The organism is Streptomyces sp. NPDC050856, from assembly GCF_040653855.1.
In the GTDB taxonomy this organism is placed as follows: domain Bacteria; phylum Actinomycetota; class Actinomycetes; order Streptomycetales; family Streptomycetaceae; genus Streptomyces.
Genome location: NZ_JBFAGV010000002.1, coordinates 259,971 through 277,208, shown reverse-complemented (window position 1 = coordinate 277,208; position 17,238 = coordinate 259,971). Strand labels below are relative to the sequence as shown.

14 protein-coding genes and 1 pseudogene are annotated in these 17,238 nt (G+C 73.8%); 4 read left to right on the top strand and 11 right to left on the bottom strand.

All coding sequences use genetic code 11. From position 1 onward, the window contains the following. Positions 1-181: 181 nt before the first annotated feature. Genes AB0H53_RS03100 through AB0H53_RS03090 form a run of 3 tightly spaced genes read right to left on the bottom strand, consistent with a single transcriptional unit; the run spans position 182 to position 2,103 of the window. Positions 182-712, bottom strand: coding sequence for a flavoprotein (locus AB0H53_RS03100; protein ID WP_362106248.1), 531 nt, complete (start codon positions 710-712; stop codon positions 182-184). A 19-nt stretch (positions 713-731) separates the two neighbouring features. Next, the gene (locus AB0H53_RS03095) at positions 732-1,391 is read right to left on the bottom strand and encodes a class F sortase (RefSeq protein ID WP_362106245.1); all 660 of its coding nucleotides are present in this window, start codon (positions 1,389-1,391) and stop codon (positions 732-734) included. A gap of 7 nt (positions 1,392-1,398) precedes the next feature. Next, positions 1,399-2,103 carry a DUF4142 domain-containing protein gene (locus AB0H53_RS03090; protein WP_362106242.1) on the bottom strand — a complete coding sequence of 235 codons (705 nt, stop codon included), beginning with the start codon at positions 2,101-2,103 and terminating at the stop codon, positions 1,399-1,401. A 560-nt stretch (positions 2,104-2,663) separates the two neighbouring features. Here AB0H53_RS03090 and AB0H53_RS03085 point away from each other — a divergent pair. Next, entirely contained in the window at positions 2,664-3,302 is a 639-nt protein-coding gene (locus AB0H53_RS03085) for a DNA-binding response regulator (protein ID WP_362106239.1), read from the top strand. A gap of 133 nt (positions 3,303-3,435) precedes the next feature. Here AB0H53_RS03085 and AB0H53_RS03080 read toward each other — a convergent pair whose 3' ends face one another. The 7 genes and pseudogenes from AB0H53_RS03080 to iolC form a co-directional block, all read right to left on the bottom strand. Beyond that, the gene (locus AB0H53_RS03080) at positions 3,436-4,296 is read right to left on the bottom strand and encodes an ABC transporter permease (protein WP_362106236.1); all 861 of its coding nucleotides are present in this window, start codon (positions 4,294-4,296) and stop codon (positions 3,436-3,438) included. After that, the gene (locus tag AB0H53_RS03075; RefSeq protein WP_362106233.1) at positions 4,293-7,127 is read right to left on the bottom strand and encodes an alpha/beta fold hydrolase; all 2,835 of its coding nucleotides are present in this window, start codon (positions 7,125-7,127) and stop codon (positions 4,293-4,295) included. The genes AB0H53_RS03080 and AB0H53_RS03075 overlap by 4 nt, the downstream gene beginning before the upstream one ends. Before the next feature lie 276 nt (positions 7,128-7,403). Continuing rightward, on the bottom strand, positions 7,404-8,003 hold the full coding sequence (locus AB0H53_RS03070) for an NAD(P)H-dependent oxidoreductase (RefSeq protein ID WP_362106230.1): 600 nt from the start codon (positions 8,001-8,003) through the stop codon (positions 7,404-7,406). A 137-nt stretch (positions 8,004-8,140) separates the two neighbouring features. Continuing rightward, positions 8,141-9,643, bottom strand: coding sequence for a CoA-acylating methylmalonate-semialdehyde dehydrogenase (locus AB0H53_RS03065; protein ID WP_362106227.1), 1,503 nt, complete (start codon positions 9,641-9,643; stop codon positions 8,141-8,143). Positions 9,644-9,658: 15 nt separating this feature from the next. Then, positions 9,659-9,867, bottom strand: a pseudogene (locus tag AB0H53_RS03060) (3D-(3,5/4)-trihydroxycyclohexane-1,2-dione acylhydrolase (decyclizing)); the annotation flags it as partial. Between the two features lie 234 nt (positions 9,868-10,101). Beyond that, entirely contained in the window at positions 10,102-10,917 is an 816-nt protein-coding gene (gene iolB, locus AB0H53_RS03055; protein WP_362106224.1) for a 5-deoxy-glucuronate isomerase, read from the bottom strand. 58 nt (positions 10,918-10,975) lie between these two features. Further along, positions 10,976-11,932, bottom strand: coding sequence for a 5-dehydro-2-deoxygluconokinase (gene iolC / locus AB0H53_RS03050; protein WP_362106448.1), 957 nt, complete (start codon positions 11,930-11,932; stop codon positions 10,976-10,978). 333 nt (positions 11,933-12,265) lie between these two features. Here iolC and AB0H53_RS03045 point away from each other — a divergent pair, with 333 nt between their 5' ends. The 3 genes from AB0H53_RS03045 (at position 12,266) to AB0H53_RS03035 (ending at position 15,383) form a co-directional block, all read left to right on the top strand. After that, the gene (locus tag AB0H53_RS03045; RefSeq protein ID WP_362106221.1) at positions 12,266-12,463 is read left to right on the top strand and encodes a MarR family transcriptional regulator; all 198 of its coding nucleotides are present in this window, start codon (positions 12,266-12,268) and stop codon (positions 12,461-12,463) included. 284 nt (positions 12,464-12,747) lie between these two features. Next, entirely contained in the window at positions 12,748-13,059 is a 312-nt protein-coding gene (locus AB0H53_RS03040) for a heavy-metal-associated domain-containing protein (RefSeq protein WP_362106218.1), read from the top strand. 77 nt (positions 13,060-13,136) lie between these two features. Beyond that, a complete protein-coding gene (locus AB0H53_RS03035) occupies positions 13,137-15,383 on the top strand; it encodes a heavy metal translocating P-type ATPase (RefSeq protein ID WP_362106215.1) in 2,247 nt (748 codons plus the stop codon). A gap of 408 nt (positions 15,384-15,791) precedes the next feature. Here AB0H53_RS03035 and AB0H53_RS03030 read toward each other — a convergent pair whose 3' ends face one another. Further along, a complete protein-coding gene (locus AB0H53_RS03030) occupies positions 15,792-17,081 on the bottom strand; it encodes a citrate synthase (RefSeq protein ID WP_362106446.1) in 1,290 nt (429 codons plus the stop codon). Positions 17,082-17,238 lie beyond the last annotated feature (157 nt).

Below are 17,238 nucleotides of genomic sequence, written 5' to 3'. Positions count from 1 at the left end.
CCTCCCCCGTAGCCGAAAGACTTCCGAAAACGCGCCGTTGACGGCGTGGGCGTCCTGCGGAAGCGTCGAAACCATAGGCCGGACGGGGGAGTACGCGTCCATGTCTCGTAAGAGGCATTCCCCGGCCCGGTGCCTCGGCGTGGGGGCGGGGTTCAGCGGCGGGCCGCCTCCCGGCCGGCCGTCACGGGCGGGCCGGGTGCCGCCCGGCCGTCACCGGGGCGAGGAGCTCCAGTGCCTCCTCCCAGCGCCACGCCTCGGCGGTGCTCACGCCGATCCGGACGCCCATGCCGCGCAGCCGGTCCAGGCTCTGCCGGTAGGCGGGGTGGGCGGCCAGGTCCGCGTTGACGCAGGGCAGTGCGGCGGTCGGGACGCCGGCGCCGTACGCCTCGCAGAGGGTGGCCACGGCGAGCGTGTCGGCCATCCCGGCGGCCCACTTGTTGATCGTGTTGAAGGTGGCCGGGGCCACCGCGATCGCGTCCGGGGGCGGGAAGGGGCGGGGGTCCCCGGGGCGGCGCCAGGCCGAGCGGACCGGGTGGCCGGTCAGGGTCCCGGCCGCCGCGACGTCCAGGAACCCCAGTGCCCGCGGGGTGGCGATCACCCCCACCTCCCAGCCCGCCTTCCGCGCGGCCGCGAGCAGCTCGCCGACCCCGTGGGCGATACCGGCCGCGCAGACGACGACGTACAGGAACGGCTTCTCGGACTGATCGCCCACACGGACCCCCCGGGGATGGTTACGGAGCAGTCCCCGCAGCGTACGGCGGCTGGACGGGCACCCCGTAGAGCACGAGGTTCCCGGCGTACACCCGCTCGTCGGGGTCGAAGTCCCCGGCGCAGGTCACCAGGGCGAGCCGGGGCGAGCCCTGGGAGGTGAACAGGTCGCGCGGCAGGTCCCTCTTGGCGTAGGTGCGGCGCGCCACGACGGTGTACGTGTGGCGGACGCCGTCGGCTGCGGTGACGTGCACCCGGGCGCCGATCGGCACGTCGTGCAGGGCCTCGAAGGGGCCGGCGCCCTCGGTGGCCGAGTCGAGGTGGCCCGCCAGGAGGAGGGTGCCGCGGGGCGCTCCGGGCGGGGCGCCGAGCGCCCACCAGCCCAGCCGGGACGGGGACTCGGGCACGGCCAGGGAACCGTCGCGGGTGGCGGTGACCGGGTCGACCGGGGTGGCGCGCAGGTGGCCGGGGACCGTGAGCGTCACGGGTGGCGAGTGCGCCGCGGCCTCGGCGGCCACGGCGCGGGGCGCGTCGGCCGGCGGCAGGGTGCCCGCGTCGGGCGCGCCGGGAGCCGTGGCCCGGGACGGCAGCAGACAGCTCAGGGCGGCACAGGCGGCGGCCGCGAGTCCGGCCCAGGCCATCAGCGGGCCCGGGCCGGACGTGGAGCGCGTCCGGACTCCCATCCAGGGGTCAGCGGCCGTCGTTGCGGCGGATGCGGCCGGCGGCCCAGAAGGCGCCGGCGGCCACCAGCACACCGCCGACCGCCACCGCGGGCACCGCGAGGACGCTCGGCACGTCCGCGGCGAGCGCGGCCTGGCCGCCGTTGCCCGCGTGGATCTCCCTGGGTTCCGCGGCGTGGCGGCAGGTGCCGCCGCGGACCATGTCCAGGTGCATGGCGACGACCGGCCGGGCGGTCCTGGCCGCCGCGGTGATCTCGTGGTTGCGGCCGTTGGCGATCTGGTTGTCGATCCGGGCCAGGGTCTTCTCGTGCGCGGCGGCCTGGGTCTTGAGCCAGGCGGCGTCGTAGGCGCTGGAGCCCGCCTTGGCCATGACGGCGGCGAGCGCGTCCTGCTGTTCCTTGCTGGGGGCGACCGGCAGGTCGACGCCGAGCTTGCCGGCGAGCGCCTTGGTGTCCGCGTCGAGCTTGGTGTGGTCGCGGACCAGGACGGCGCCCACGTGCTTCACGCAGGCGGTCGTGGCGTTCTTCTGGGCGTCCTGCCCGGCGGCGATCTCGGCCAGGTTGCCCTGGTGGCTCGCCCGCAGGAAGGCGCTGTCGGTGGGGTGGGCCTCGGCGTCGGCCGTGGCGGCGATGGCGGGGCCGGCGGCTATGCCGGTCAGGGCCAGGCAGGTGAGGACCGTGGCGGTCCAGCGGTGCGTGCGGATCACGTTGCTCATCCGTTCCTCGTCGTCGGTGTCCGACCCGTCACTGTTCGGGGTCGCACCGACCATCGGGACACGGCCGGGGGGCGGGTGCCACTCGCCGTACTGCAAATGGCGTCACCGCCGACGGCCCTGCCCGTACCTGGCCACCGGCATCACGACGGGTCTCACCACCGGCCGCGAAGGGCCGCGACCGCCGTCGGGTGGACGCGGCGGCCACCGCCCTGCGAAGGGCTCGGGGCCGTCGGTTCCCCGGGCCGCACCGGTCGCGCCCCGGCACCTGGGTGGATCCGTGCGGCCGGGCGGGGGAAATACCTTCGCTCCAGCGTGGACCGCCCGTCATGCCGGGGCGAGAGGTTGGCTTGGACTCGCCAACCCCGCACGTGCCCTTGTCACCGTGCGCAGTCACATGCGTACATGGAGTTGCGTAAGTTCCAAGGGGATGGCGGGGGTGGTCAGCCGTGGGGAACGCACCGGGCTCGGTGCTCGGCCGAACGGCACTGAGAGACTCGACACCGGCACGTGCGGCGCCGTCGCAGGTGCCACCGCAGGCACCTCGGCCCGCCGGGCAGTCGGTGCGGGGGACCAGACAGATCTGCGCGGCGCTCGCCGCGCTCGCCGAGTCCGCCCGCCGCGAGCTGCTGACCTTCGACGACCCGGCCGCCTGCCTGGGCCAGTCGATTCCCGAGCCCTTCCTGGAGCACGCCGGAGCGTGTGTCCGGGCGGCCACCGCCCGGGCCGGCACGGTCCGCCAGGTCGTGCCCCGGCACGCGCTGGAGCGGGTCACGGCGGCCGACGTCACGGCGGCGGCCAGACTGACCGGCCGGGCCCGGCTGACCGAGTCGATCCCGTTCAAGATGATCGTCGTGGACCGTACGGTGGCGGCCGTCCCCCTCGATCTGGAACTGCTGTACAACGGGATGCTGCTGATCCGGGACCCGGTCGTCGTCCAGGCCCTGGTCCGCGCCCATCACGCCTGGTGGGACGCGGGCGAGGAAATCACCCGGCCACCGGCCCCGCCGGGGTCGCTGCCGCCGCACCTGCGGCCGGTGCTGGAGGCGCTGCTGGCCGGGCTCACGGACGAGACGGCAGCCGCCCGGCTCGGCATATCGGGCCGTACGTACAGCCGCCGGGTGGGCGAACTGCTCGCGGCGCTCGGTACCACGAGCCGCTTCCGGGCGGGAGCGGAAGCGGCTCGTCGGGGCTGGCTGTGAGCACCGGTCCGGCGGTCCGGTGAGACCCGCCGGCGGCCAGGACCGCCGGCCGCCAGGCCGCCGGCACCGCGGCCGGCGGTGCCGGCGGTGTCGGAAGTGTCGGAAGTGTCGGAGGTGTCGGAGGTGTCGGCGCCTACGACACGATGTCCTTGCGCGCGAACCCCCGGAAGGCCAGCGCGAAAAGGACCAGGGCGTAGGTCACCGACACGGCGGCGCCCTTCACCATGCCGCCCCACTCCAGCTGCGGCTGGAGGGCGTCCACCCAGGCGAACTGCCAGTGCGCGGGCAGGAAGTCCCGCCAGGAACCGAGCGCGGTGACCGCGTCCAGCACATTGCCGACGATCGTCAGGCCGACCGCGCCGCCCACCGCGCCCAGCGGCGCGTCGGTCCTGGTCGACAGCCAGAAGGCGAGCCCCGCCGTGACCAGTTGGGAGACGAAGATGAACGCCACGACCAGCGCCAGGCGCGGCACCGCCCCGGCCGCGGCCAGGGAGCCGCCCGTGGGCAGCTCCAGCGGGCCCCAGCCGTAGGCCACGGTCCCCGCCGCCAGCGCCACGAGCGGCAGCAGGAGCATCGCGGCCGCGCTGAAGCCGAGCGCCACCACCAGCTTCGACCACAGCAGCCGGGCCCGTGGTACCGGCGCCGCGAGCAGGTAGCGCAGGGACGACCAGCCCGCCTCCGATGCCACGGTGTCGCCGCAGAACAGCGCCACCGGCACCACCAGCAGGAAACCGGCCGAGACGAAGAGACAGGTGGCGGCGAAGTTGGCCCCGGACGCGGTGGCGGTGTCCATCAGTGTGATCCGGCCGTTGTCCCGGCCGTCCGGGGTGCCGCCGATGGCGAAGGCGGCGATCAGGACGAAGGGCAGCGCGGCCAGCACGGCGCCCATCACCAGGGTGCGGCGGCGCTTCGCCTGGCGTACGGCTTCCACGCGCAGGGGCAGGGTGTGCCCCGGCCGGTAGCCGGGCGCCGCGGTCTCGTTCGGTGCGCTCACGCCGGGCCTCCTGCGTCGATCAGGGTGAGGAAGGCGTCCTCCAGCCGGCGGTGCGGGCCGACGCCGGTCACGGGCACGTCCAGCCGGACCAGTCCGGCGATCAGGTCGGTGGCGCTCGCGCCGTCGAGGCGTACCAGCAGGCCGCCCTCGGCGCGGACCACCGAGGCGATTCCCGCCAGCGCGCGGACCTTGTCGGCCAGCGGTTCCGGCACCTCGACCGCCGTGGTGACGAGCAGTGCCTCTCCCGCGCCGGTGATCTCCGCGACCGGGCCCGCCCGGACGAGCCGGCCGCGGTCCATGACCACCAGGTGGGTGCAGGACTGTTCGACCTCGGAGAGGAGGTGGCTGGAGACGATGACGGTCCGGCCCCCGGCGGCGTACCGGATCATCACGTCACGCATCTCGCGGATCTGCGGCGGGTCCAGGCCATTGGTCGGTTCGTCGAGGATGAGGAGGTCCGGCAGGCCGAGCATGGCCTGGGCGATGGCGAGCCGCTGCCGCATGCCCTGCGAGTAGGTGCGGACCGCGCGGGCCAGCGCGTCACCGAGACCGGCGATCTCCAGCGCCTCCTCGATCCGGGCGTCCCGCGCGGGGCGGCCGGTGGCCCGCCAGTACAGCTCCAGGTTCTCCCGGCCCGACAGGTGCGGCAGGAAGCCGGCGCCCTCCACGAACGCGCCGACCCGGGACAGCACCGGCGCGCCGGGCCGGACGGCGTGCCCGAAGATCCGGACCTCCCCGGCGTCGGGGGTGATCAGCCCCATCAGCATGCGCAGAGTGGTGGTCTTGCCGGCGCCGTTGGGGCCGAGGAGCCCGAGGACCTGGCCCTTCTCGACCCGGAAGGACAGCTCCCGTACCGCGTACCGGTCGGCGGACCTGGCGTACCGCTTGGTCAGGCCGTCGATGGTGAGGGGTACGCCGGCGAGCGCCGGGTCGGGCGCGGGGGCGGCGGTGCGGCGGCGGGCGGTCAGCAGCAGCACGGCGGCGGTCAGGGCGCCCCCGGCGGGCAGGCCCCACACCCACCACGGCCAGCCGGCCGCCTCGGTGCGCACCGCGGGTGCGGTCGGTACGGACAGGCCGCTCACCGCGGCGACGGTGTACGTCGCCGGGGCGACCGGCGAGGCGTAGCCGAGGTCGGTGGCGGCCAGGACCAGGCGCAGCCGGTGACCGGCCTCCACCTCGTGGTCGATGGCCGGGAGGGTCACCTCGACCTCCTTGGCGGCCCTCGCGCCCTCGACGCGGACGGGGGCGACGAGTTGGGCGGGCAGTACCTGTCCGCGCCCGTCCGGCCCGACGTCGTAGACCTTCGCGAAGAGGACCGCCTCCCCGCTGTCGGAGGCGACGGTGACGCGGACGGTGGGTGAGCCGGTGATCCGGAGGGGCTCGGTGAGGGGCCGGGAGTCGAACCCGGCGTACTGGCCGGGGAAGTCCAGGGCCAGGCCCATGCCGAGGGAGGAGAGCCGGGACAGCCCGCCGCCGGCGCCGGGAACGGTGGAGATGGCGGGCGGGGCGGCTCCGGCGGGGTTGCGGAACGCCTGCGCCCGGCCGGTCAGGGGGATGGTGCGGGCGCCGTCGCGCAGCCCCGGGTAGCGGTCGCCGGTGGCGCCGCGCAGCCGGGCCTGCCCGTCGGTCGAGTCGACACCGCCGGTACGGGTGACCCGGAACGCGGGCCCGGTGGCGGCGTCCGGGTCCTGCTTGAGGTGGCGGTCGAACCAGCCGGTGATCCGGGCCTGGACGCGCTCGGTCTCGCGGTCGCCGCCGTCGTGTCCGCCGGAGATCCAGTCGACGGCGACCGGGGCGCCGTTGGCGCTGATCGCGCGGGCCATGGCGTCGGCGTGGGAGAGCGGGAAGAGGGAGTCGGCCCGGCCCTGCACGATCAGGGCGGGCACCTTGATGCGGTCGCCCACGGCCGAGGGGCTGCGTCCTTCGAGGAGGGCGCGGGCGGCGGGGTCGGGTTTCCCGGTGACGGCGACCCGTTGGTACATGGCGCACAGCGTGTCCTGGAACCGCCCGCACGCGGCGGCGGGGGCCCTGACCCGGCCGGTGGCGCCCGCCGGCGCCGTACCCGGGGCCTTGGCGGTACCGCCCGGCCCGTTCCCCGTACCCGGCGCGTCACCCGTGCCGGGCGCGTTGCCGGTGCCGGGCGCGTCGCCCGGTGGCGGCTCCGTGCGCGGCGGCTCGGCGCCGACGGCGGCGGGCGCGCCGGTCGTGAAGAAGATCCCGGCCCAGAGCTTCTTGAAGACCCCGTCCGGGAAGAGGGCGTCCGCGAGGTTCCAGTACGTGATCTGCGGGGCGATGGCGTCCACCCGCTTGTCGTGGCCCGCCGCCAGCAGCGAGATCGCCCCGCCGTACGACACGCCCGACACGCCCACCCTCGGGTCGCCCGCCGCGTCCAGCCGTACCTCGGGCCGCCCGGCCAGCCAGTCGATCAGCCGGGACACGTCCTTGACCTCGAAGTCCGGGTCGTTGAGGCCGATCTGCCCGGTGGAGGCGCCGAAGCCCCGCGCGGTCCAGGTCAGTACCGCGTACCCGTCCCGCGCCAGCCGCTCCGCCTGCGCCCGCACATCGTCCTTGCTGCCGCCGAACCCGTGGCCCAGCAGCACCGCCGGGCGGCGCGCCCCGTCGCCGCCCGCACCGGTCGCCGGGGCGTCGGGCGAGGTGAAGAACGAGGTGTCGATCCGCGCGCCCGGCATCTCCAGCATCCGGTCCTCGCGGTGCACGGCGGGCTCGCCGCCGGAGGCGACCGCGGTCCAGGTGCCGGCACCCGCCAGTAGCGCCACGGCGACGGCGACGGCCGCCGCACGGCGGGGAGGCCGGGGAAGTCGGATCTGCATGACTAGACCCTAAGCGGAACACCGCCGCCGCTCGGCTGCCGCCGGGTGGAACCGGTGGGCCTCCTTCAGGAGGACCCGCGACCGCCGCCGTACACCGGACGCGGTACACGGCGGGGCCCGCTCGCGGGAAGGATCGCCGGGTACCGGCGGGGGCGGCCCGGACCGCCCCGGGCGTCAGGCGCCGGATGCCGCGCCCCCGTCGTGAGGCGCCGGGCGCCCGCCGCGTCCGGGGCGGCGGGCCCGCGTGCGGAAGGGCGCGGGGATGTGCCCGTCCGGTCACTCGTAGGGCAACCGGGCGAGCGGGGCCTCACGCTGGAAGAACGTCTTGGCGCGGATGGCCGCCCGTTCGTCGTCCCGCACCTGGCCGGGCCGGGAACCGTTGCCGAAGAGCACCCCGCCGAACCGCATCCGCAGGTACGCCGCCGTGTGGTTGAGGGTGGTGACCACCCCCTCGCCGACCACCTCCTCACGGTCCGCCATGGCCGTCACCCCCCACAGGGTCCGGCCCGCCATCCGCTCCTGGAAGTCCAGGCCGGGCACCCCCAGCCAGCCCGACCAGTAGTCGAGGTAGCGCTTGGCGGGAGCGGAGACGGTGTACCAGTACAGGGGCGAGACGATGACGATGTCGGTGGCCTCCAGGGTGGCCTGCCGCAGCGTCTCCTCGTTCTCCCCGGCGGGCCAGGTGCCGGACTCGTGACGCCCGTCCTGGAAGTCGGGCAGCGGCAGCCGGGCCAGGTCCACCCAGCGCTGCGGGGTGCCGGGGGGCAACTGCTCGGCGGCGGCCCGCGCCAGGATCTCGCTGTTGCCGTCGGGGCGGGAGCTGCCGAGGACGAAGAGGAACGAGCGGTCGGCGCCATGGCCGGTGTCTGTGGTCATGTCTGCACCAACTCCGGCCGCGTGAGCGGGTATTCCGCCGTCCGGAAGAGGCCCGCTGTCGCGGTGATCCCCCGGTGCCGGCGGGGCCGCGCCCCCGTCGTGAGGTGCCGGCGGGGGCGCGCGCACGGCGGGGCCGGCTACCGGGAGGTCGGGAAACCGAGGTCGACGCCGGCGGGGGTCTCGGAGGGGTCGGGCCAGCGGGTGGTGACGACCTTGCCCCGGGTGTAGAAGTGGACGCCGTCGTTGCCGTAGATGTGGTGGTCGCCGAAGAGGGAGTCCTTCCAGCCGCCGAAGGAGTGGTACCCGACGGGGACCGGGATGGGGACGTTGACCCCGACCATGCCGGCCTGCACTTCCAGCTGGAAGCGGCGGGCGGCGCCGCCGTCGCGGGTGAAGACGGCGGTGCCGTTGCCGTAGGGCGAGTCGTTGATGAGGCGGACGCCCTCCTCGTAGGTGTCGGCCCGCAGGACGCACAGGACGGGACCGAAGATCTCGTCGCGGTACGCGTCGGAGTCGGTGGACACCTTGTCCAGCAGGGACAGCCCGATCCAGTGGCCGCCCTCGTGCCCGGCGACCGTGTGACCGGTGCCGTCGAGGACGACCTCGGCGCCCTGGGCGGCGGCGCCGGTGACGTAGGAGGCGACCTTGTCGCGGTGGGCGGCGGTGATCAGCGGGCCCATCTCGGAGGCCGGGTCGGTGCCGGGGCCGATGGTGATCTTCTCGGCGCGTTCGCGGATCTTCGCCACGAGTTCGTCGCCGATGGCGCCGACCGCGACGACCGCCGAGATCGCCATGCAGCGCTCGCCGGCCGAGCCGTACGCCGCCGAGACCGCCGCGTCCGCGGCCGCGTCCAGGTCGGCGTCGGGCAGCACCAGCATGTGGTTCTTGGCGCCGCCCAGGGCCTGGACGCGCTTGCCGTTGGCGGAGGCGGTGGTGTGGATGTACTTGGCGATCGGTGTCGAACCGACGAAGGAGACGGCGGCCACGTCCGGGTGCGCCAGCAGCGCGTCCACCGCCACCTTGTCCCCGTGGACGACGTTCAGCACGCCGTCGGGCAGGCCGGCCTGGGAGGCCAGCTCGGCCAGCAGGTTGGCGGCCGAGGGGTCCTTCTCGCTGGGCTTGAGCACGAAGGTGTTGCCGCAGGCGACGGCCAGCGGGAACATCCACATCGGCACCATCGCCGGGAAGTTGAACGGCGTGATCCCCGCCACCACGCCCAGCGGCTGGCGGATGGAGGCCACATCGACCCGGCTGGAGACCTGGGTGGACAGCTCCCCCTTCAGCTGCGTGGTGATCCCGCAGGCCAGCTCCACGATCTCCAGGCCGCGCGCCACCTCGCCCAGCGCGTCCGAGTGGACCTTGCCGTGCTCGGCGGTGATCAGCGCCGCGATCTCGTCCCGGTGCGCGTCCAGCAGCGCCCGGTAGTGGAACAGGATGCCGGTGCGCTGGGCGAGGGAGGAGGTGCCCCAGGTGGCGTAGGCGGCCTTGGCGGCGGCGACGGCGGTGTCGACCTCCTCGGTGGAGGCGAGGGCGACCCGCGTGGTGACAACGCCGGTCGCCGGGTCGGTGACCGGGCCCCAGTTGCCCGACGTGCCCTCGACGCTCTTGCCACCGATCCAGTGGTGAACGGTCTTCGTCATGTCGTACGTACTCCTCTACAGGTGGCTGCGCCGGGCTGCGACGTGCCGGTCGTCCTCCTCGCGGGCCCGGTCGCCGGCGTACGGGTCGCGGTCCCGGCCACGGGCACATCCCACCATGCCCGCGCACCGGGCGCGCCCGACACTGTGTCTGCCGTTTCCGTCCCCGCGTAGACATATGCGGTGGACCCCGGTGGACCCGCTCCGGCCAGGGCTTCGCGCAGGTCGCGCCGGGCACGGGCGGACCCCGGACGGGCCGGCCGGGAGGGGCCGCGCCGCGGGCGGGGCCGACCGCGAACCGTTCCCCGGCGCACGTGGCGCCGGTGTACCGCGCCGGCGCGGGGCCCGGCACGGACCCGTACCGCCCATGGCGCCCGCACCGCCGGCGCCGCCGCCGCTCGGCGCCGCCGCCGCCGAGCGGGTCGCGGACGGAGCGGACGGAGCGGACGGAGCGGACGGGCTCACCGGTACCCCTCCGTGCGGTGGTCGGGGTGGAACCGGATCCGCCACTCCCGTTCGTCCCCCGGCCCGGCCATGACGTTGAGGTAGTACATGGGATGGCCGGGCTGGGCGATGGAGGGGCCGTGCCAGCCGTCCGGGACGAGCACCGCGTCACCGGTGCGGACCTCGGCGAGGACGTCCGCGCCGCCGGGCCGGGAGGGTGAGACCCGCTGGTACCCCACTCCCCCTCCGTCGATCTCGAAGTAGTAGATCTCCTCCAGCGGGGCCTCCTCGCCGGGGACGTGCTCGTCGTGCTTGTGCGGCGGATAGGAGGACCAGTTCCCGCCGGGGGTGAGGACCTCGACGGCGATGAGCCGGTCGCAGTCGAAGGCGTCGGCGGCGGCGAAGTTGCGCACCTGGCGGGCGCAGGCCCCGCTGCCGCGCGCCTCGACCGGGACCTCCGGCGCGGGGCCGTAGCGAGCGGGGAGTCGTCGCTCGCACTTCGCTCCTGCCAGGGCGAAGCGGCCTCCCGCGCCGGAGGCGATCTGGGCGTGGGCGTCACGCGGCAGGTACAGGAAGTCGGTGACACCACTGAACACGCTGTCACGGCCGGTCAGTTCGTGGCGCTCGTCCTGCACATGCACCGTACAACCACCGGTGAGCGGGAGCACGATCCATTCGCTGTCCCCGGTCGCGAACGCGTGGCTCGCGCCGGGACCGAGTTCGAGCACCCGCAGCGCGGAGTGGTCCCAGCCGGCCCGCTCGGGGTCGAGGCGCAGGGCGTAGGTCCCGTCGGCGGCCTCGCCGCCCCGTACGTGCAGCTGACGCTCGGTCATGCTCGCCTCCTGACGGCGATGTCGCGGCGGTGCGGTGGCCTCCGGGCGCCCCCACCGGTCATGGGCGGGGGCCATCGGGGCGCTCCGGTCGTGGCGGTGCTCCGTCCAGGACGGCCCTGACCTCGTGCGGGAACGGCATGGCGGTGGAGCAGGCGAGGCGGGAGGCGACGATGGCGCCGGCGGCGTTGGCGTAGGCGAGGGTGGCGGGCAGGTCCCAGGAGGCGAGCAGGCCGTGGCACAGGGCGCCGCCGAACGCGTCGCCGGCCCCCAGGCCGTTGACGACCTCCACGGGCACCGGCGGGAGGCGCACGGTCCGTCCGTCGCGGTGGGCGGCCAGCACACCGGCGGGCCCCAGCTTGACCACGGCGAGCTCCACACCCGCCGCCAGCAGCGCCCGCGCGCACGCCTCCGGCTCGCGCTCACCGGTGGCGACCTCGCACTCGGCCAGGTTGCCCACCGCCACGGTGGCCCCCGCCAGCGCCCGGGCGTAGTGCACCCGCGCCGGGGCGGGATCGGGCCAGAACATCGGGCGCCAGTCCAGGTCGAAGACGTTCACCCCGCCCCGGCCCCGGTGCTCCAGCGCGGCCAGGGTCGCCGACCGGCTGGGCTCCTGCGACAGCCCGGTACCCGTCACCCACAGGATCCGGGCCGCGCCGATCGCCGCCAGGTCCAGCTCATGGCCGTGGATCTCCAGGTCCGGCGCCTTGGGCTGCCGGTAGAAGTGGAGCGGGAAGTCGTCGGGCGGGAAGATCTCGCAGAAGGTCAGCGGCGTCGGGTACGCCGCCACCGGCGTCACCCACCGCTCGTCCACCCCCAGCGCCCGCAGCTCCCGGCGCAGGTACTCCCCGAACGGGTCGGCGCCCGTGCGCGACACCAGGGCGCTGCGGCGGCCCAGACGGGCGGCGGCCACCGCCACATTGGCCGCCGAACCACCCAGGAACTTGCCGAACGCCGTGACATCCGCCAACGGCACCCCGACCTGGAGGGGATACAGATCCACCCCGACCCGGCCCATGGCGATCAGGTCGAACGGCCCACTCTCCACGCGTGCCCCTCTCCGCTCGGCGCGCCCCCAGGTGTATCCACCGCTCCGGGACGCTGTCAACGCTTTGTCCTTACATCCTGACCACACTGGTACGGATGGCGGCGGGGACGGCGCGCGTCGCCTCCCTGTCACGCATGTCTCCATTACGCGGATCTTCCGTCACAGGCCCTCGACAGCCACTCCCCGTCCGTCACTCTCCGTCGTTCACCGGGCACAGGCTCAGTGATCGCCAGCGTCCACGCCGCGACTCCTCCGGCGGCCCTCCCGGGCCGCAGCCGCGGCGCGCGCAGGGAGGTGCCACAGATGACGGACCGAAGGCTCTGGTCCTACAAGGAGATCGCCGCGCACATCCGGGTGCAGCCGGACACCGTCCGGTCCTACCGGAAGCACGGCCTGCTCCCGCAACCCGACCACATGGAAGGCGGCAAGCCCTACTGGTACGCCGACACGATCCGCACCTGGGTCGCCAACCGCCCCAGCAACCGGGGCCGTGGCGGCTGACCCGCCCACCGCACCGGCACTCCGGCCCCGCACCCCCTCCTCCCGTGCGGGGCCGCCGGTCTGCCCGTGGCGCCAAAAGCCGCATATACCCCTTCACCGCCTATGCTCCGACAACACCGGGTCACCCGCGGGGCGAGTGGCCGACCCGGCTGGCCTTGATACCCCCTAGGGGTATACAGTCGACAGTGTCAGGGAGCCTCGGTGTCCCCGTGGGCCCCTGGCGCACCATGACGTCGCACCGCGACGTCGCACCGCGAGTCGCACCACCGAAGAGGAGAAACGCCATGACCGCCGAGACCAAGACCGAGCTTCCGCAGGCCACCGGTTCCTGCTGCTCGTCCACCGGTTCCTGCCACGACAGCGCGGCGGACACCCCGGCCGGTGGCGTGACCACGGTCTACGAGGTGAAGGGGATGACCTGCGGCCACTGCGAGGGCGCCGTCGCCGGTGAGATCTCCGAGCTGCCGGGCGTGACCTCGGTGGAGGCCGTCGCCTCGACCGGCCGGGTGACCGTGGTCTCCACGGCCGCGCTCGACGAGGCAGCGGTGCGGGCCGCCGTGGACGAGGCGGGCTACGAACTCGTCCGCCGGGCCTGAGCGACGACGACTGGCAGCCCCCGGCCGGGCCGCACCGCGACGACGGTGGGCCCGGCCCTTCTCCCCGGGAAGCGCACATGACCACCACCACCACAACCACCGAGCTGATCATCGGCGGGATGACCTGCGCGTCGTGCGCGGCCCGCGTCGAGAAGAAGCTCAACCGCATGGAGGGCGTCACCGCCACCGTCAACTACGCGACGGAGAAGGCGAAGGTCTCGTACCCGGAGGGCGTCGAGCCGGCCGACCTGATCGCGACGGTCGTCAGGACGGGCTACACCGCCGAGGAGAAGCCCGCGCCCCGGCCCGCCCCGACCCCCGCCGCCGGCCCCGTGCCCGCGGCCCCCGCGCCGGCACGGACGGACATATCCGACCCGCGCGGCACGCCCGAGCTCTCCGCCGCGCGGCAGCGCCTGACCGTCTCCGCACTGCTGGCCGCGCCCGTCGTGCTGCTCGCCATGGTGCCCGCCCTCCAGTTCGACAACTGGCAGTGGCTCTCCCTCACCCTCGCCGCGCCCGTCGTCGTATGGGGCGGCCTGCCCTTCCACCGGGCCGCCTGGACCAACCTGCGGCACGGCGCCGCCACCATGGACACCCTGGTCTCGGTCGGCACCCTGGCCGCGTTCGGCTGGTCCCTGTGGGCGCTGTTCCTCGGGCACGCCGGGATGCCGGGCATGCGCCACGGCTTCGACCTGACCGTCTCCCGCACGGACGGCGCCTCCAGCGTTTATCTGGAGGTGGCCGCGGGAGTCGTCACCTTCATCCTGCTCGGCCGCTACCTGGAGGCTCGCGCCAAGCGCGGCGCCGGCGCGGCTCTCCGGGCGCTGATGGAACTGGGCGCCAAGGACGTCGCCGTCCTGCGCGACGGCCGCGAGGTGCGCGTCCCCACCGCCGAGCTGCGGGTGGGCGACCACTTCGTGGTCCGCCCCGGCGAGAAGATCGCCACCGACGGCACCGTGGTGGAGGGCTCGTCCGCCGTCGACGCCGCCATGCTGACCGGCGAGTCGCTGCCGGTGGACGTGACGGTCGGCGACACCGTCACCGGCGCGACGCTCAACACCGCGGGCCGCCTCGTCGTGGAGGCCACCCGGGTCGGCGCCGACACCCAGCTCGCCCGGATGGCCCGGCTGGTGGAGGACGCGCAGAGCGGCAAGGCCCAGGTCCAGCGGCTGGCCGACCGGATCTCCGCCGTCTTCGTACCGATCGTGCTGGTCGCCGCCCTCGGCACGCTGCTCACCTGGCTGGCCGTGACCGGTGACGTGACCGCCTCCTTCACCGCCGCCGTCGCCGTACTGATCATCGCCTGCCCGTGCGCGCTGGGCCTGGCGACGCCCACCGCCCTGATGGTGGGCACCGGGCGGGGCGCGCAGCTCGGCATCCTCATCAAGGGGCCCGAGGTGCTGGAGTCCACCCGGCGGGTCGACACCGTCGTCCTGGACAAGACCGGGACGGTCACCACCGGCCGGATGAGCCTGCGGGAGGTGTACGCCGCCGAGGGCACCGACGAGCGGGAGCTGCTGCGCCTGGCGGGTGCCCTGGAGCACGCCTCCGAGCACCCGGTGGCCCGCGCCGTCGCGGCCGGCGCGGCCGAGCGGGTGGGCCCGCTGCCGGTGCCGGAACGGTTCGAGAACGTCCCCGGCCTGGGTGTACGCGGTGTGGTCGAGGGCCACCGGGTCCTGGTGGGCCGCCCCGGGCTGCTGACGGACGTCGACGGGGTCCTGCCCGAGGCGTCGCTCGGCACCACCGTCCAGGTCGCCTGGGACGGCCGGGTGCGCGGCACCCTGACCGTGGCCGACTCGGTGAAGGCCACCAGCGCGGAAGCGGTGGCGCGGCTGCGCGCGCTGGGCCTGTCCCCCGTCCTGCTGACCGGGGACAACAAGGCGGTCGCCGAAGCGGTCGCGGCCGAGGTGGGCATCGAGGAGGTGTACGCCGAGGTCATGCCGGAGGACAAGGTCGACGTGGTGAAGCGCCTGCAGGCCGAGGGCCGGGCCGTCGCCATGGTGGGGGACGGCGTGAACGACGCCGCCGCGCTCGCACAGGCCGACCTGGGGCTGGCGATGGGCACCGGCACGGACGCCGCCATCGAGGCGGGAGACCTCACCCTGGTACGGGGGGACCTGCGGGTGGCGGCGGACGCGATCCGGCTCTCACGGCGCACCCTGAGCACCATCAAGGGCAATCTCTTCTGGGCCTTCGGCTACAACGTCGCCGCGGTGCCGCTGGCCGCGGCCGGGCTGCTCAATCCCATGATCGCCGGGTTGGCCATGGCCTTCTCGTCCGTGTTCGTGGTGACCAACAGTCTCCGGCTGCGATCGTTCTCGTGATTTGACCTCCACGTGACACACAAGACCTTCACAAGGAGACCTAGATCACAGATATTTGGGGGTAACCATTTGGGCGGCTCGCGAGTCTAAATGGGCGATGCCACGAACGTCTTGGGGGACGTTCATGGGATGTCTTGGGGGACGTCCCAGGCAAGCGTAGGCCGGGGCACGTGCAGCGGGGAGCTTTGAGCGGCCCTCCCGTACGTACGTACCCCGGCAGATCGCGCGAGACCTCTGCTGACACCGGCAGACGCCCGGCCGGATCCCGTGGGGGGAATCCGCTCCGGGGACATGGAGAGCGCCCCGCTCGCCGACCCGTGGGGGGATCGGCGGCGGGGCGCTTTTCGCTGTCCGGCCAGGCCCGGGGCCTGGCCGGACGGGGTGGCGCGGTGAGCGGGCCGTACGGTGTCAGCGGCCCTCGACCGGCACGAAGTCGCGCAGGACCTCGCCGGTGTAGATCTGGCGCGGGCGGCCGATGCGGGAGCCGGGCTCCTTGATCATCTCGTGCCACTGGGCGATCCAGCCCGGCAGCCGGCCCAGCGCGAACAGCACGGTGAACATCTCGGTGGGGAAGCCCATCGCCCGGTAGATCAGACCGGTGTAGAAGTCCACGTTCGGGTAGAGGTTGCGCGAGACGAAGTAGTCGTCGGCCAGCGCGTGCTCCTCCAGCTTCAGCGCGATGTCCAGCAGCTCGTCGGACTTGCCGAGCGCGGAGAGGACGTCGTGCGCCGCCGCCTTGATGATCTTCGCCCGGGGGTCGAAGTTCTTGTAGACGCGGTGGCCGAAGCCCATCAGACGGACGCCGTCCTCCTTGTTCTTCACCTTGCGGATGAAGGACTGGACGTCACCGCCGTTGGCCTTGATGCCCTGGAGCATCTCCAGCACGGACTGGTTGGCGCCGCCGTGCAGGGGCCCCCACAGGGCCGAGATGCCGGCGGAGATCGAGGCGAACATGTTCGCCTGCGAGGAGCCGACCAGGCGCACGGTGGAGGTCGAGCAGTTCTGCTCGTGGTCCGCGTGCAGGATGAGCAGCTTGTCGAGCGCCGAGACGACGACCGGGTCGAGTTCGTACTCCTGGGCGGGGACCGAGAAGGTCATGCGCAGGAAGTTCTCGACGTAGCCGAGGTCGTTGCGCGGGTAGACGAACGGGTGGCCGATCGACTTCTTGTAGGCGTACGCCGCGATCGTCGGCAGCTTGGCGAGCAGCCGGATCGTGGAGAGGTGGCGCTGCTCCTCGTCGAACGGGTTGTGGCTGTCCTGGTAGAACGTCGACAGCGCGGAGACCACCGAGGACAGCATCGCCATCGGGTGCGCGTCGCGCGGGAAGCCGTCGAAGAAGCGCTTGACGTCCTCGTGCAGCAGCGTGTGCTGCGTGATCTCGTTCTTGAAGCCCGCCAGCTCGTCGACCTTCGGCAGCTCGCCGTTGATCAGCAGGTAGGCCACCTCGAGGAAGGTGGAGCGCTCGGCCAGCTGCTCGATGGGGTAGCCGCGGTACCGCAGGATGCCCTGCTCGCCGTCGAGGTAGGTGATCGCGGATTTATAGGCGGCGGTGTTGCCGTATCCGCTGTCCAGGGTCACCAGACCGGTCTGGGCTCGGAGCTTCCCGATGTCGAAGCCCTTGTCGCCGACGGTGCTCTCGACCACCGGGTAGGTGTATTCACCGTCCGCGTACCGCAGTACTACAGAGTTGTCGCTCACGTCATCCCTCACCGACGTAGTGCCTCTTCTTCGAGGTGCCCTGACTGTCTCTACCATCCCCCACTTGGCTCAGCAGAGTGCACTCGGGGTCGACCATTGGGCCAATTGGCGGCACTGAGTGCCGTCAACCTGCTCATCCTGCCCCCTTCGCCCCGTT

Bases quoted from the DNA above. Each gene is read 5' to 3' on its own strand.
- AB0H53_RS03065 (WP_362106227.1), bottom strand. From the start codon at position 9,643: ATGACGAAGACCGTTCACCACTGGATCGGTGGCAAGAGCGTCGAGGGC.
- AB0H53_RS03090 (WP_362106242.1), bottom strand. From the start codon at position 2,103: ATGAGCAACGTGATCCGCACGCACCGCTGGACCGCCACGGTCCTCACC.
- AB0H53_RS03075 (WP_362106233.1), bottom strand. From the start codon at position 7,127: ATGCAGATCCGACTTCCCCGGCCTCCCCGCCGTGCGGCGGCCGTCGCC.
- AB0H53_RS03045 (WP_362106221.1), top strand. From the start codon at position 12,266: ATGACGGACCGAAGGCTCTGGTCCTACAAGGAGATCGCCGCGCACATC.
- AB0H53_RS03040 (WP_362106218.1), top strand. From the start codon at position 12,748: ATGACCGCCGAGACCAAGACCGAGCTTCCGCAGGCCACCGGTTCCTGC.
- iolC (WP_362106448.1), bottom strand. From the start codon at position 11,932: ATGGGCCGGGTCGGGGTGGATCTGTATCCCCTCCAGGTCGGGGTGCCG.
- AB0H53_RS03095 (WP_362106245.1), bottom strand. From the start codon at position 1,391: ATGGGAGTCCGGACGCGCTCCACGTCCGGCCCGGGCCCGCTGATGGCC.
- iolB (WP_362106224.1), bottom strand. From the start codon at position 10,917: ATGACCGAGCGTCAGCTGCACGTACGGGGCGGCGAGGCCGCCGACGGG.
- AB0H53_RS03070 (WP_362106230.1), bottom strand. From the start codon at position 8,003: ATGACCACAGACACCGGCCATGGCGCCGACCGCTCGTTCCTCTTCGTC.
- AB0H53_RS03035 (WP_362106215.1), top strand. From the start codon at position 13,137: ATGACCACCACCACCACAACCACCGAGCTGATCATCGGCGGGATGACC.